We start from the raw sequence: 13207 nt of genomic DNA, 5'->3' as shown, positions 1-13207 counted from the left end.
GTTTAACATCGGGTTTACAACTGTTACAGGCAGTGTAACCTGCAGGCTTTTCCCTGTCTATCAGATATAAAAAAGGACCACATTTCGTGATCCTTCCCCTGTCACTTTTTCTTATTTTTGCCGAGAATGAAAATCGGCTCAAGTTCCCCGTTTTCATAAAGAAATGATAATGCCGTAATCGGTACCCTGCCGCTTGCAAAGAAGCTCATATTCATCTGGGCGAGGATATCGTAGCCCGTATTATTCCGCACATCCGCTATGATCAGGACGTCCTGATGGGGAACGGCAAGTGCCATCTCACCGGTTATCTGCTGCTCCATGCTCTTCAGAAAAGCTTCATTGAGGATGCGGCTCGCATCATAGCCGTCATTTGCGTTCAAAAAATAAAAGATATTGCCGGCCACTTCGTCCTTTTTAATCCCGGTTGACAGGGACCTGACATTAAATAAGGCAATCTCCCTGATCCTTTCAGCTGTCCAGCCCTCTTTTTCCATGAGCGCTGAATCAATGAGCCTGTAGGTTTTGCCCTGGTCAAGGGCATAATAGATCCTCGTTTCTGCTGTATGTTCGTCAAACAGGAACAAGATTCCTTCTTCAGATTCCTGCGGAAAAGAAGTTGACCTGATGACAGGGAAGATATTTTTTTCATGGCCTTCAAGCCCGGATTCTCCCGACATGGCCCTGAGTCCTTCTTCCACATAATAGGCCACCTCTTCAATCGCCTTGTCCTTATGCTCCTGCCATTTAGCAATGATGCCAGGCAGCGAAATGGTGATCCCTTTGCCCGTCCCTTTATTTTCAATCCGGAGGGTATCCTTTTTTTTATCAAATTCGAAAGACCGGTTATCAGCATCCAGCCTCTTCATTAATTCATCCTTCATTTTCCTGCTGTCCATTTTCATCCTTTTTCCCTCCTTAACGGGAAATTTCTGCAGTTTCCATTGTACAATAGAAAGCCCTCCATCTCAAAGAAGACGGAGGGCAAAAGATATCAGCGGCCGAGGCCGGCGATGAAATTCTCGATTTCTTCCTGTGTTTTCCTATCCTTGCTGACAAAGCGGCCTGATTCTTCTCCATCCCTGAAGGCAATGAAGCTCGGGATGCCGAAGATATCGAGCTGCCCGCACAGATCAATATATTCATCCCGGTCTACATATACAAAGGTATAATCGCTGAACTTTTCTTCTACCTCTGGAAGGATCGGTTCAATGATGCGGCAGTCAGGGCACCAGTCTGCTGAAAACATAAAAATATGCTGCCCCTCATTTTTCATTTGCTCAAACTGTTCCATTGATTCAAGCTTTTTCATTTCTTTTTCCTCCTGTCTGGATCAGCATATCGTCATGTTTGATCCAGCCTTTTTTCCTCATATACTCAGATAATAACAAGCTTATTGCGGCTGGTCCAACAAAATGCAGCATGACTATTTTCAGGAAGACAGCCGAGCTGAATCCCATTGCTGTCACAGTCATGATCTGCCCGACAAGGCCGGCTGTCCCCATTCCCGCACCTGCCGCATTGTTCTCGAGAACAAATAAAGTGGTACCAAGCGGTGCAAGAACTGCCCCCGCAATGGTCGGCGGGAGAAGGATTATCGGATTCCTGATGATATTCGGCACCTGCAGCATTGAAGTTCCAAGTCCCTGGGCAATGAGGCCGCCTACTTTATTTTCCCTGTAGCTGCTGACTGCAAAACCGACCATTTGGGCTGCACATCCAATTGTTGCCGCCCCTGCTGCAAGCCCGTGCAGATCAAGCATCAGCGCAATGGCTGCACTGGAGATAGGTGCTGTAAGGGCGAGGCCCATCAGCACTGCCACAATGATTCCCATTAAAATCGGCCTTTGCTCCGTCCCCCACATGATCATGCTTCCAAGACCCTTTAACAGGAAGCTTATTCCGGGTCCGATCAGCGCTGCCGTTCCATAGCCAGCCAATATCGTAACAAAAGGCGTAACAATAATATCGATTTTCGTCTCCTTGCTGACAAGCTTTCCAATCTCCACAGATATCAGGGCAGCTGCAAAGCTCCCGGCTGGTCCGCCCAGCGCGGCCCCTGCTGCCCCGCTTGCAATCGCAGCGAACAGTACCAGCGGCGGCGCATTCAGCCCATAAGCAACAGCAACGCCGATTGCCGGCCCCATAAGCCCCATCGCGAGCGTCCCCATTTCTATGAAAAAACTCCCGCCATATCCTGCCGGCAGCTGCTCTCCCACTGTCTTAATGATCAGACCTATAATCAGAGAAGAAAACAGGCCTAATGCCATGCTGCTCAATGCATCTATAAAGTAAACCCTCGCAGACAGGCTGACCCCTTTTCTCTTCACAAACTCTCTCATTTAAAATCCCCCGTTCATTCTTCATTGTCATGTGTCAAGACAGATGTTACAACCTATATTGTAAGCATGTACAATGTAAAAAGGAAGAAAAATATACCCGGAACCTTCCTAGTATGGGCGCTTTCTGTTATGAGAAACCAGATTTTCCTTTTGTCCTTAGAAAAAACACAAAAAAAAGCAAAGGGACACCCCTTTGCCTGCCTATTTCATCCGGACAGAATTGACGATATCAATCATCATTGAAGCATCTGCTTTCAGGCTGGAGGTCTTTGTTTCCGTTGTGATCTTGACCCCATCAGCTCCGACAATCAATTCGCTTCTGTCATCATCCAGCTTTTTAATTAGAATAAATCCGAATCTGCCATCATATTGGAAGGTTTCATCCACCTCATAGCTTTCGTTCTGAAGTTTCGCAGACTCATAAACCACCTTGCTGCCTTTGCCCTCATTCTGGTTATAAAACAGGATATATGTTTTGCTTCCATTTTTTAAGATTAGATTGTTTGGGCTCTCTTCTTCAACCTCGACACCAAAAGGCAAATAATAATCTATCTCTTCATTTTCATTATTTGCATCCTTGGGCTTTTGGGTGAAAGCTGTCTCCGCTGCCTTCTTCGCTGCTTTCTGCTCCTCTTGGAAGGATGCAGAACAGGCGCTCAGGAACAGAACGGAGCATATCATTAGCAAGGCGGCGATGCTGATTTTTTTCATACTATTTTCCTCCCTGCTGGAAAAAATATCGTCCTTTTCTATCATAACCGTCTTTTTAATTATCTGACAACCCCTCCTGCCGGTTTTTCAGGCCTGCGGACGGTTTGTTATTAACAGAAGTGGTAAAATGTAAGATATCTACCAAAGAGGAGGAAGTATGATGGAATTGACAGTTTATCTGGCAGGCGAGATTCATACAGACTGGAGGGGAGAGCTGAAGGAAAAAGCAAAAGCCCTTCAGCTTCCGGTCCATTTTGTCGGACCGATGGAAAACCACGAGCGATCTGATAAGATTGGGGAAGAAATACTTGGGGAACAGCCGGGCCCTGTTTACCTCGACCAGGCTTCTTCAAGCATCAACAATCTGCGGACCCAGCTGCTGATGGAAAAATCCGACCTGGTCATTGCGCTGTTCGGCGAGCAGTATAAGCAATGGAACACGAGCATGGATGCCAGCACTGCCGCCGCACTGAAAAAGCCGCTGATCCTGATCAGGCCTGAAAAACTGCACCACCCGCTTAAAGAACTCTCACAAAAAGCAAACGCAACAGTCGAAACCGTTAATCAGGCAATCAAAATTCTTTCATATGTCTTTGAAGAAAACTGAAATGCGGAAGCGGCTTGCTTAATACAAGCTGGGGAGAGGCGTCAACGCCTCTCCCTATTTCTGTTCCGGTACTCCAGCTGCCCGGCGAGCAGCCTGACAACATGCGCGAACATTTCGGCCCTGTCGACCCTGCCATTTGTGAACACACCGATGGCGCCTTCTTTTTTCCGGATGTTTTCTTTTTGGGCATATTCATCCATGACAGGCCCAAGCTCTCGGCCTGCGAGCAGCTCTTCGGCAATTTCCTGCGGAAGGGGAATTCTGGCCCCTCCAGCGACAATTGTTTCTTTGCCTTTTTGCGCAAGCGCCCCCCAATTGCAGAGAAACAAACCTGCAGCTGTGTTCTGAACCCCTCCTTCCAGACCGATTCCTATATCGCCATCTCCTTCTTTCAGTGCAAGCTCCGCTCTTTGTACAGCCCCTTTAATCGTTTCATCATCTGTAAAAGGCTGGTCACTCACACCGGAAGGTACATCCACAGAATCGACTTTAAAGCCGCTTTCATTGAAAATGGCTTCCACAGCACCTATTTTCGCCGGATTTTTAGAACCTATTATAATTTTCATAAAGCTGTTCTCCTTTTTCATTGCTGCAATCTATATTGCCCCATTTTGAACCATTGAAAAGAGGCAGCACTGCTGCTGCCTCCGGGCTGTTGTTTTTACGCGTTCTCGCGGATGGATGCGACAGTGGCTTTGTCGCAGGATTTAACAAGCTTGACCAGAAGCTCTTTTGCTGCCGCATAATCATCCACATGGATAATGGAAGCGTGAGTATGAATATAACGGGAGCAAATGCCGACTACCGCACTTGGGACTCCTTCATTTGAAGTGTGGACACGCCCTGCATCTGTTCCGCCCTGGGAAACAAAATACTGGTAAGGCACATTATTCTTCTCAGCTGTATCCAGCACGAATTCCCTCATGCCGCGGTGCGTAACCATGGAGCGGTCCAGAATGCGAAGCAGCGCACCTTTCCCAAGCTGGCCGAATTCCCTTTTGTCGCCTGTCATGTCATTCGCAGGGCTTGCATCCAATGCAAAGAAAATATCAGGCTTGATCATATTGGCGGCTGTCTGCGCACCTCTCAGCCCGACTTCTTCCTGGACTGTCGCCCCGGAATAAAGGATGTTCGGCAGCTTTTCGTCTTTCACTTCTTCCAGAAGTTCAACCGCAAGCCCGCATCCATAACGGTTATCCCAGGCTTTCGCCATGATTTTCTTTTCATTTGCCATTGGCGTAAACGGACAGATAGGGATGATCTGCTGTCCGGGCTTAATGCCGATCTTCTCTGCATCCGCACGGTCATCTGCACCGATGTCAATCAGCATATTTTTAATATCCATTGGCTTGCTGCGCTTGGCTTCATCCAGCAGGTGCGGAGGGATGGAACCGATGACGCCTGTGACCGGGCCATTATTGGTCATGATCTGCACCCTCTGGGCAAGCAGGACCTGGCTCCACCAGCCGCCAAGGGTCTGGAAGCGGATCATGCCGTTATCGGTGATGGAGGTAACCATGAAGCCAACCTCATCCATATGGCCTGCTACCATCACAGTCGGGCCTTCCTCATCTCCCCTTTTTACTCCAAATACTCCCCCAAGCTTGTCCTGGACCACTTCATCAGAATACTGGCCAAGCTGCTCTCGCATAAACTTGCGGACTAAATGTTCATTCCCCGGCGCTCCCGGCAATTCTGTCAGTGTTTTAAAAAGCTGCAATGTTTTATTGTTCATTGTACCTGCTCCTTTAATGGGATTTATATCATTATTATGTATACAGTTATTTTACAGAACTTTCTTACCTCTTACCACCTTTTCCTCCTAGCCGTCCCCCAGATATGGTTCCATGTTCTTTCACTTTATGTGAATTCCTTTAATATATCCGGTTACATTTGGTAGAATGGAATAAAGAACAACAATGATGGAAAAAGACGGAGGGGCAGATCATGAACTGGAAATCATTTTTGCTTGGTGTTGGAGTCGGAGCAGCAGGCGGCTTGGCTGTGAAGGAATTAATGGCAGATAAAACCGCGGTTTCTCCAGAGAAAGCACTTGACCAGGCTAAAGCCGCTTTCAAGAAAAATGGCCCGATCAGCGGATCATGGATACATATGCAGCCTGAACCTTATGAGAAGCATGGGCTTAGCTATAATGTCTATAAAGGCGGCATTTCAAGGACAGCTGATGGAGAGGTATCTCAATATGAGTTTGTCGCAGACAGCCGCACCGGAACGATTTTGGATGCCTATCCGCTGTCTTAAAGATTGCAAGCTAAAGGCCGGATTCTTTTATCCGGCCTTTAGCTTGCCTTTATCTGGTGCGTTTCAGCTCTTCCTTCAGCTGTTTATCCCCGTCCCATTTCACCGCCCGGAAATAGGCATCATGGTAAAACGTAAACCATGCATCCCTGCTGATTCCGTACTCAAGCCATTTCTGCTTCGCAGCGATTGAATCCATCGGATAATCGTCAAAGGCAAGAACCCATAGAACATTCTGGTGGGCATGTGTCGGCATGATGTCTGCCATATGAACGATTGTTTCCCCTTCTTCCTCGATGAGAATAATGGCATGTCCATCGCTGTGACCGCCTGTGTGGACCATTCTCACTGGACCGAAGCTCCATTCATCTTTGAATGTGATCACCTGGTCCTCTATCCCGCTCCAATTTTCTTTCCAGTATGTATTCCTGGACCGGATGTTCGGATTGCGCATCTCTTCCCACTCGGTTTCCGATACAATGATTTTTGCATTGGTGAACACTGATACAAATTCTTCTCCTTCAAGTCTGGTAAGGCCGCATGCGTGGTCGAAATGCAGATGGGTCATCAGTACATAGTCGATATCCTCCGGGCTGAGGCTAAGCTCTCCGAGGGATTTTTCAAGACTGGATTCTTCTGTCACTCCGTAGTTCCGCTTTTGCTTTTCGTTAAGCTTGCCTGAGCCAATGCCTGTTTCTATGAGCATCTTTTTCCCGTTAGCTTCCACAAGGATTGGATCTGTTCTAAGCTCGATCTGGTTCTTTTCATTGCAGGGATATTTCTTTTCCCACAGAGCTTTTGGGACAACGCCGAACATGGCGCCGCCATCCAGATGTGTGACCCCGCCGTTGAGCCACGTGAGCTTGACTGTTTTTAATTTTAAGGTTTCCATTTGGACACTCCCTTTTTCAGCAGATTGTATGTATACTTGTTAGTTTATCATTAAGAGGGGAGTTGGTGGAATATTTGCTCAGCATAAAATAAGATACAACAGAATTATTGAAATGTATTGAAATTAGGAAGATTTTTGGTTTTATCTTTAAAAAACTCAGTTGCATTCCCAAGGTTATTGAACCTGTTAATTGGAGTGGAAGGCACGCAGACTCCTGCGGGAAGTAGCGGCAAGGCTGAGACCCCGCATGAGCGTAGCGAAGAGGAGGCTCAGCGTCGCCCTGCGGAAAACGAAGTGCCTGGAACGGAAATTAACAGCCCATTTAAAAAGCTAAACAAATGAACAATTGTTGTGGCCTTTCACAATAAATCTTAAAAAACATAACCAAAGAAGGAGTACGAAATGTCCGTACTCCTTTTTTCTATACCAATGCCGCTCACGAGCAGCTTTATGCAATTTTATTGATATCTCACTTCAGAGCGGTAGATTCTGCTGCCTCTGCCGGAGAATTTTTCTTCGTATTCGGTCATGATATTGCCTTCATAGTCGCTGTTGTGAAGGTCGAGGCTGACGTAAGTGAGGAGGAGTCCGTATTCGGAGAAGCTTGTAAGTGAATATTCGAACAGCCCCTGGTTGTCAGTCTTGAAATGGATTTCTCCTTTATCGACAAGGATGCTTTTGTAGACATCAAGGAAACTTTTGAAAGTGAGCCTTCTTTTTTCATGACGGGTCTTTGGCCAAGGGTCTGAGAAATTAAGGTAAACCCTGTCTACGTCCCCTTTATCGAAATACTCAGCCAGGTTCTTGGCATTGGCATTCATCAGCTTAAGGTTTGGAAGCTCTTCTTCAATAAGCTTATCAAGGGCAGTCACGATGACGCTTTCTGCCAATTCTATGCCGATATAGTTGATATGAGGATTGGCCTTTGCCATCCCTGTGATGAATCGGCCTTTCCCTGTTCCAATTTCTATATGGAGCGGCTGGTCTTCTTCAAATACTTCAGCCCATTTTCCTTTATGCTGAATCGGCTCCAGGATGACATACTGCGGATGCTGCATTAATTTATCTTTAGCCCAAGGCTTGTTTCTTTGTCTCATGAGGACACCCCTAAATAATAATATCGTTCAAACAATACCATGCCTTCCCTATCGATGCAACCCTCGTTCAGGAAGGATCGGGGAGCATCCGGCCGCATATGTAAGGGCACTGTCTGTTAAAGCGCGTTCATCTTATGTTACCGGAAATATCTCCTGTATATCAATCGAAACCGCGTTTTTCATTTATATGATGTTTTGTTAAGGTTTTAAGAGTGTACTCGAACGGAAAAACCCGAGCCTGAAATGCTTTTCCTTCAGGCATCAAAAGGAGCTGGAAATATACATGGGAAAATTGATTGAGACAGGATTGGAAATGGCCGTCCTTTTAGTTATAGGCATCATGTTCCTTGGCTACAGTGTGACTGTCTATCCGTATGAGAAGCTTAGGAACAGAAAATGGACTCAGAAAGTCAGATCAAAGAGACAGAGCCTTTATATCGGAAAGCCTGTCAACCATCTATAAAAGATAAGCTGATGAATAATAAAAAAAAGGAATTCACATGATAAATGTGAATTCCTTTTTTTGTTGGTGCCTCAATCCCATTCATGTACAAATAGAAAGGATGCTGAATCATATGCCGCTGTGCCATACAGATCAACTAACCCTGCTGAGGGATATATTAAGCAGCCATCAGACAGACTGCTGCGGATCGGTTTCAGAGTGTGAACAATTGGAGCGCTTGGTAAAATCCCTCATGGTCAATGCAAATATCGGCCAGGAGGTAAGGACAGTACTGGAGCAGATTTACAGCTACAGCCAAAACGGCGCCGGCTCTTCCAATCTCGACGGCCATATAGAGCTGCACCAGCAGGAGCTCTCCCAGTGGGTAGAGAGCATTGACCAGCTTTCCTAGCCCAGGTCAAGCTCCTTGATGAACTGGATCCACTTATCCATTTCTTCATATCTCCCCTTGCTTTTATGCCATTGAATCGATGTCAAAGTCTGGGCAGCCACATACCATTTCATGCGAAGGGCAAGGGAGGATGTTAATTCCATTCCATACCGCTTCAGCCAGGAATGCCATTTATCACGGGGGATGTACCAGTATAAGAGCATCCCGAGATCAATGGCAGGGTCGGCAATCATTGCCCCATCCCAATCAATCAGATACAGCTGGTCGTTCTCTGTGAGCAGCCAGTTGTTATGATTGACATCGCAGTGGCAGACGACCATATCTTCACAGAAGATATTCCCCTTCTCCTTTTCAAGGAACCCGAGGGCTTTCCTGACAGCATCCAGTCTGCGGATTTCTTCATCCAGCTCTTCTGTGACCGCGTTCAGTATTGCCTCTGGCTTCAGGGGAGATTTTCCCAGCCTGCTAAGCATCCCAAGGAGCGGCCTGGAGTCATGGATTTTCTTGAGAAGCCTGGCTACCCGCTCATCTTCCATATCCCCCGGCTTCAATTCCCTTCCGGCAAGCCATTGCTGGGCTGTTATGACGTCCCCATTTTCAAGCCTTTTTGTCCACACAAGCTTTGGAACAATTCCTTCTGCTGACAAAACAGCGAGAAAAGGCGATGAATTCCGCTTCAAGAATAATTGCTGCTCTTCATGCTGGGCAAAAAACGCTTCACCTGTCGCTCCTCCGGCAGGAACTATCTCCCAATCTTGTCCGAATAAATGTTCCAAAATTGTTCACCTACAATGTTTTTCTGCAAATTAAATGCGAGTAAGGAAAGTGCAAGGCCCGCATCTCAGCCAGGCCTTTTACAGTCTCCTATCTATATATGCGGAACTGCAAAGAAAGCAAAGCCCGCTCCTGTCCATTCCGCCGCTAATTGATTAAAGGACTATTGTATAGAAAAGCAAAGTAAAATAAAAAAAAGCTATTGAAGCAAATGTCCTGCAATAGCTATCTTATAAATTTTATCTCTTAGCGTGTTTTCTAGTCAAGTCAATCAGAGATAAAAACAGTATTTTATTATAATGATTTCTTTTTCAATTTTTATGGTTTGATCCCGATTCAGCTTCGGGCGGGCAAAAGGGCAGCTTCTTTCACCTTCTGGCAAGGATCAGCAGGCTGCATGGGGCAATTATTGCAGCGCCCGAATTCACAGTATTTACCGGTTCTGCACCCGCCCTGTCTCCGTCCGCCAAAACTTCCCATTCTCCATCAGCAGGGAACTTCCGCTCTTCCCGGGAAGGATTGAAACATACCCTGATGGAATCATAGCCCCCGAATTCCCTGATATCCTGCAGCTCGAATGCAATCATCGGCTCTTCTGCCTGGATGAACTGCATATGCCTCCTGATCAGGTCTGTGCTGTGAAAACGGAAAGCTTTGATGTTCTTCCTTATGCTAATCAGCCCTTTTATATAGTCCACATTATCCTGATAGTGAAGCCGGCGCTCCCAATCAAGCCAGTTGACCTCATTTGGGGACCGATAGCTGTTGCCGTCCCCATTTTTTGTCCTGAAGAACTCCTGTCCGCTGTGAAGGAAAGGAATTCCCTGTGCAAGGATGACCATTGCCGTCGCAAGCCGGTGGTGCTTCTCCTTGAATTCCTCTCTCTCTTCAGGGAAACATGCGCCAAGCTTATCCCATAGTGTATGGTTATCATGCGATTCGGCATAGTTCACAGACTGCCCCGGAGAACGGAAGAGAGGCTTAGCCTTTTTCCCCATTCCGATGCTTCCGGCAAGAACCTGTTTCGCATCCTCGCGGTAATGTGCATTTCCCAGTGCATATCCTTTATCATAAATATTGAATGTACTTCCCTTAATAGAATCCCTGAACCAGTCATTGAACTGGCCGATCCTCTCGAGCTTGCCCTGGTTGCGCAGATTGGCCTTTTGTTCCTGCGGGAGAGGAGTGTTAAGGTCCCACCCCTCCCCAATGATGAGAATATGCCTGCCGGCTTCATCTGCAGCTTTCCTGACCTCCTGCATCGTCCCGACATCCAGGATTCCCATCAGATCAAAGCGCAGCCCGTCAATTTTATATTCATGCAGCCAGAACTTCACGGAATCGACGATGAACTTCCCTGCCATCTTCCTCTCAGAGGCAAAGTCATTGCCTACCCCGGTTCCATTTGATGGCATCCCGAACTCATCGTGCCGGAAGTAATAGCCTGGTACAAGCTTTTCAAAATCGGATGATTCCCTTATATAGACATGGTTGTACACAGCGTCCATTATGACCCGCAGGCCCTGGGAATGGACAGCTGAAATCAAATCCTTCAGCTCAAGGATCCGCAAATACGGGTCTGAAGGATCCTCGGAGTAGCTGCCATCAGGTGCGTTGAAGTGGAGCGGGTTATAGCCCCAGTTATAATCTGATTTTCCCCCGAGCTCATCCACCCCCGCAAAGTCGTGGAAGGGGAGGAACTCGATATGGGTCGCCCCCAGCTCCTTTACGTAGGAAAGGCCGGTCGAACAGCCCTCCGGCCCCTTTGTACCCAGCTCTGCCGCACCGCGGTATGTGCCTTTTTTATCCGCGCCGCTCCCGGGATGGATGGTAAAGTCCCTGATATGGGTTTCGTATATAACCGCATCTGTATCATGTTCCAGCTCCGGAAGCTCAAGCTCAGGCATCTTTATTTTCCCGGGGCTGGCAACGACGGCTTTCTCCCCATTGGCTGTAAGCGCGGCAGCATATGGGTCTGCAGCCTCCCGCCACTCAAGATCGATGCATACCTTGTAAGAATAGGCATGAAGTTCAAGATCTCCCTCGGCACAATAGGACCAGACACCGTAATCTCCTCTTTCCATTGCATATTCCGTGATACCCTTCCCTGGCTCTTCTAACGACAGCCTGGCTTGAGTGGCGGTAGGGGCCCATAGCTTGAACACTGTCTGTTCTTCTGTATAAAAGCACCCCAGGCTCCCGCTATAATAATATTTTTCATCAAATGCCTCTGTCCGGATGACAGATCCAATCTGAAGGTCTGTCTTCCCCCCATGTTCATCATGGATCCAGCAGGTTGTTCCGAGATCCAGATCACCTTCGAAGGTGCAAATATATTTAATCTCCTCTTCCAGTTCCTGCTGTTCTTTAATAAAGAGCTCCTTCTTCCCTTCCTGGCCTGAAAGAGCAAATTCAGAACAGCTGCCATTGTAATAAGAACGGGGAAGCAGGATGGCAATGATATTCAATTCATCAAGGTATGCATGGTACATCCGTTCCACTGTGATCATCGTCTCACTCCGCTTCTATTCTCGGCTTTCCTCCGAGTACTTCCTTATTACCTGTAATACAGGCTGCCCCAAACCTTGCCCAGGGCATTTTTTAAAGGGTGTCTTAACAGCTATTCACACGAACGAGCCCAAAATCAGGATGAATTACTACAAGACCTTTTGATAATTGCCCAGACATGTATTTAAGATCATGTGCCTTATTCAACTTCTCCCCATTCCGGGCGTTTCACACAGGTTGTCTGGCAATATTGCAGGAGGATCTGCGCGCTTTTAAGCTGGATATGCTTGATGGGGGACGTGTTTTTCCTCATAGCTTCAAACCACTCCTCGAATCCGCGCTTCTCAATCAGCTCCACCCCATATGGTACATTCGGATAATCAAAATAGCCTTTCCGGCTTACTAATACTTTATGTACCGGGAAATCGATTTCATACATTTGAAAAATGCTCTTTACAATTTTTTCTGTCCGGTCCAGGGCGATGAGCGGATTCAGTATTTTCTTTTCTTCCTTCCCTGTCCTTTTTAACCAGAAATGCTCCTTGGAACCGATGAAAACAGCCTGCTCATCTTCTTCCATAAAGGAAAGGCAATAGGCCCCAGTCGGCGTAATAAAGACCGATTCTGCCTCTACAGGCGCTTTTTTCAAACGGAATACCGGCTTATAAAGAAGCAGATAGGTGTCCGGAAAACGCTGAAGGAGGAAGCGGAGCTCGGGGTCATAGAAAAAGGATCTCTGAACAAATGATTTTTCCATGATGGTCGAGCTCGCCCACTTCATTTGAAATCTAAAAAGCTGATCCAGGAATTGCTGCTTCAATTCATCTGCCGTATCCGGCCTTGAGGCAAACTGCGGATCAAAATCGAGCTTCTCTTCCACTGCCTTTTCAGGAACCGGCTCAGCGTCCTCTGACTTCCTCTTCAGGCTGAATATTCCCTTAATCCTCTCTGACAGGGGCTGTTTCTCTTCCAGCTTCCAATCATCCTCTGCTTGTCCCGGTTCAGGGCCGAAAAACCGACCATCGTTATTTTCCCATGCGTCCAAAAGCTGTGCCCACCGCTGCTTCTTCAGTCGGACATATCTGGAAGGATATAAAAAGATATCCTGTTCATAGCGTGAAATATAATCCTGTAGCTTTATTAACTGTCCCATTCCCTCTGCCTTC

Annotated in this window: 15 protein-coding genes; 4 read left to right on the top strand and 11 right to left on the bottom strand. The window is 47.0% G+C overall.

Annotated features, from left to right (window positions below; genetic code table 11):
• Positions 1–101: 101 nt before the first annotated feature.
• From Q9R36_RS14675 to Q9R36_RS14660, 4 genes are all read right to left on the bottom strand, one after another.
• Positions 102–902, bottom strand: a complete 801-nt coding sequence (locus Q9R36_RS14675; RefSeq protein ID WP_248137476.1) for a DUF1444 domain-containing protein — start codon at positions 900–902, stop codon at positions 102–104.
• 89 nt (positions 903–991) lie between these two features.
• Positions 992–1309, bottom strand: coding sequence for a thioredoxin family protein (locus Q9R36_RS14670; RefSeq protein WP_094766876.1), 318 nt, complete (start codon positions 1307–1309; stop codon positions 992–994).
• The gene (locus Q9R36_RS14665; RefSeq protein ID WP_311225439.1) at positions 1296–2339 is read right to left on the bottom strand and encodes a PTS sugar transporter subunit IIC; all 1044 of its coding nucleotides are present in this window, start codon (positions 2337–2339) and stop codon (positions 1296–1298) included. The genes Q9R36_RS14670 and Q9R36_RS14665 overlap by 14 nt, the downstream gene beginning before the upstream one ends.
• A 201-nt stretch (positions 2340–2540) precedes the next feature.
• Entirely contained in the window at positions 2541–3050 is a 510-nt protein-coding gene (locus tag Q9R36_RS14660) for a hypothetical protein (protein ID WP_094767241.1), read from the bottom strand.
• A gap of 160 nt (positions 3051–3210) precedes the next feature.
• On the opposite strand from Q9R36_RS14660, the gene Q9R36_RS14655 reads away from it, so the two are divergent.
• Positions 3211–3657 carry a YtoQ family protein gene (locus Q9R36_RS14655; RefSeq protein ID WP_094766874.1) on the top strand — a complete coding sequence of 149 codons (447 nt, stop codon included), beginning with the start codon at positions 3211–3213 and terminating at the stop codon, positions 3655–3657.
• Between the two features lie 41 nt (positions 3658–3698).
• Here Q9R36_RS14655 and Q9R36_RS14650 read toward each other — a convergent pair whose 3' ends face one another.
• Positions 3699–4223 carry a DUF84 family protein gene (locus Q9R36_RS14650; protein ID WP_094766873.1) on the bottom strand — a complete coding sequence of 175 codons (525 nt, stop codon included), beginning with the start codon at positions 4221–4223 and terminating at the stop codon, positions 3699–3701.
• Between the two features lie 95 nt (positions 4224–4318).
• Positions 4319–5392 carry a M42 family metallopeptidase gene (locus Q9R36_RS14645; protein ID WP_094766872.1) on the bottom strand — a complete coding sequence of 358 codons (1074 nt, stop codon included), beginning with the start codon at positions 5390–5392 and terminating at the stop codon, positions 4319–4321.
• 212 nt (positions 5393–5604) lie between these two features.
• Here Q9R36_RS14645 and Q9R36_RS14640 point away from each other — a divergent pair, with 212 nt between their 5' ends.
• Positions 5605–5919, top strand: coding sequence for a PepSY domain-containing protein (locus Q9R36_RS14640; RefSeq protein WP_009795384.1), 315 nt, complete (start codon positions 5605–5607; stop codon positions 5917–5919).
• A gap of 49 nt (positions 5920–5968) precedes the next feature.
• On the opposite strand, the gene Q9R36_RS14635 is transcribed toward Q9R36_RS14640, so the two are convergent.
• Both Q9R36_RS14635 and trmB read right to left on the bottom strand, forming a co-directional pair.
• The gene (locus Q9R36_RS14635) at positions 5969–6808 is read right to left on the bottom strand and encodes a YtnP family quorum-quenching lactonase (RefSeq protein ID WP_094766871.1); all 840 of its coding nucleotides are present in this window, start codon (positions 6806–6808) and stop codon (positions 5969–5971) included.
• A gap of 458 nt (positions 6809–7266) precedes the next feature.
• Positions 7267–7905 carry a tRNA (guanosine(46)-N7)-methyltransferase TrmB gene (trmB, locus tag Q9R36_RS14630; protein ID WP_022544290.1) on the bottom strand — a complete coding sequence of 213 codons (639 nt, stop codon included), beginning with the start codon at positions 7903–7905 and terminating at the stop codon, positions 7267–7269.
• A 283-nt stretch (positions 7906–8188) separates the two neighbouring features.
• Between trmB and Q9R36_RS14625 the strand changes: the two genes are divergently transcribed.
• Both Q9R36_RS14625 and Q9R36_RS14620 read left to right on the top strand, forming a co-directional pair.
• The gene (locus Q9R36_RS14625) at positions 8189–8368 is read left to right on the top strand and encodes a hypothetical protein (RefSeq protein ID WP_009795231.1); all 180 of its coding nucleotides are present in this window, start codon (positions 8189–8191) and stop codon (positions 8366–8368) included.
• A gap of 112 nt (positions 8369–8480) precedes the next feature.
• A complete protein-coding gene (locus Q9R36_RS14620; protein ID WP_009795233.1) occupies positions 8481–8759 on the top strand; it encodes a YtzH-like family protein in 279 nt (92 codons plus the stop codon).
• Here the strand turns inward: Q9R36_RS14620 and Q9R36_RS14615 are convergent.
• The 3 genes from Q9R36_RS14615 to Q9R36_RS14605 form a co-directional block, all read right to left on the bottom strand.
• Positions 8756–9535 carry a phosphotransferase family protein gene (locus Q9R36_RS14615; protein WP_009795234.1) on the bottom strand — a complete coding sequence of 260 codons (780 nt, stop codon included), beginning with the start codon at positions 9533–9535 and terminating at the stop codon, positions 8756–8758. The two genes, Q9R36_RS14620 and Q9R36_RS14615, sit on opposite strands and share 4 nt — an antisense overlap.
• Before the next feature lie 366 nt (positions 9536–9901).
• Positions 9902–12043 (bottom strand): type I pullulanase, encoded by a 2142-nt coding sequence (gene pulA / locus Q9R36_RS14610; RefSeq protein ID WP_009795236.1) that lies wholly within the window; start codon positions 12041–12043, stop codon positions 9902–9904.
• A 197-nt stretch (positions 12044–12240) separates the two neighbouring features.
• Entirely contained in the window at positions 12241–13194 is a 954-nt protein-coding gene (locus Q9R36_RS14605; protein ID WP_009795237.1) for an NERD domain-containing protein, read from the bottom strand.
• Positions 13195–13207 lie beyond the last annotated feature (13 nt).

It is taken from the genome of Bacillus sp. AG4(2022), assembly GCF_031844465.1.
GTDB lineage: Bacteria > Bacillota > Bacilli > Bacillales > Cytobacillaceae > Bacillus_AB > Bacillus_AB infantis.
The sequence above is the reverse complement of the archived record's forward strand: the minus strand, read 5'-3'. Positions and strand labels throughout refer to the sequence as shown.

Bases quoted from the DNA above. Each gene is read 5' to 3' on its own strand.
- Q9R36_RS14675 (WP_248137476.1), bottom strand. From the start codon at position 902: ATGAAAATGGACAGCAGGAAAATGAAGGATGAATTAATGAAGAGGCTG.
- Q9R36_RS14670 (WP_094766876.1), bottom strand. From the start codon at position 1,309: ATGAAAAAGCTTGAATCAATGGAACAGTTTGAGCAAATGAAAAATGAG.
- Q9R36_RS14665 (WP_311225439.1), bottom strand. From the start codon at position 2,339: ATGAGAGAGTTTGTGAAGAGAAAAGGGGTCAGCCTGTCTGCGAGGGTT.
- Q9R36_RS14660 (WP_094767241.1), bottom strand. From the start codon at position 3,050: ATGAAAAAAATCAGCATCGCCGCCTTGCTAATGATATGCTCCGTTCTG.
- Q9R36_RS14655 (WP_094766874.1), top strand. From the start codon at position 3,211: ATGGAATTGACAGTTTATCTGGCAGGCGAGATTCATACAGACTGGAGG.
- Q9R36_RS14650 (WP_094766873.1), bottom strand. From the start codon at position 4,223: ATGAAAATTATAATAGGTTCTAAAAATCCGGCGAAAATAGGTGCTGTG.
- Q9R36_RS14645 (WP_094766872.1), bottom strand. From the start codon at position 5,392: ATGAACAATAAAACATTGCAGCTTTTTAAAACACTGACAGAATTGCCG.
- Q9R36_RS14640 (WP_009795384.1), top strand. From the start codon at position 5,605: ATGAACTGGAAATCATTTTTGCTTGGTGTTGGAGTCGGAGCAGCAGGC.
- Q9R36_RS14635 (WP_094766871.1), bottom strand. From the start codon at position 6,808: ATGGAAACCTTAAAATTAAAAACAGTCAAGCTCACGTGGCTCAACGGC.
- trmB (WP_022544290.1), bottom strand. From the start codon at position 7,905: ATGAGACAAAGAAACAAGCCTTGGGCTAAAGATAAATTAATGCAGCAT.
- Q9R36_RS14625 (WP_009795231.1), top strand. From the start codon at position 8,189: ATGGGAAAATTGATTGAGACAGGATTGGAAATGGCCGTCCTTTTAGTT.
- Q9R36_RS14620 (WP_009795233.1), top strand. From the start codon at position 8,481: ATGCCGCTGTGCCATACAGATCAACTAACCCTGCTGAGGGATATATTA.
- pulA (WP_009795236.1), bottom strand. From the start codon at position 12,043: ATGATCACAGTGGAACGGATGTACCATGCATACCTTGATGAATTGAAT.
- Q9R36_RS14605 (WP_009795237.1), bottom strand. From the start codon at position 13,194: ATGGGACAGTTAATAAAGCTACAGGATTATATTTCACGCTATGAACAG.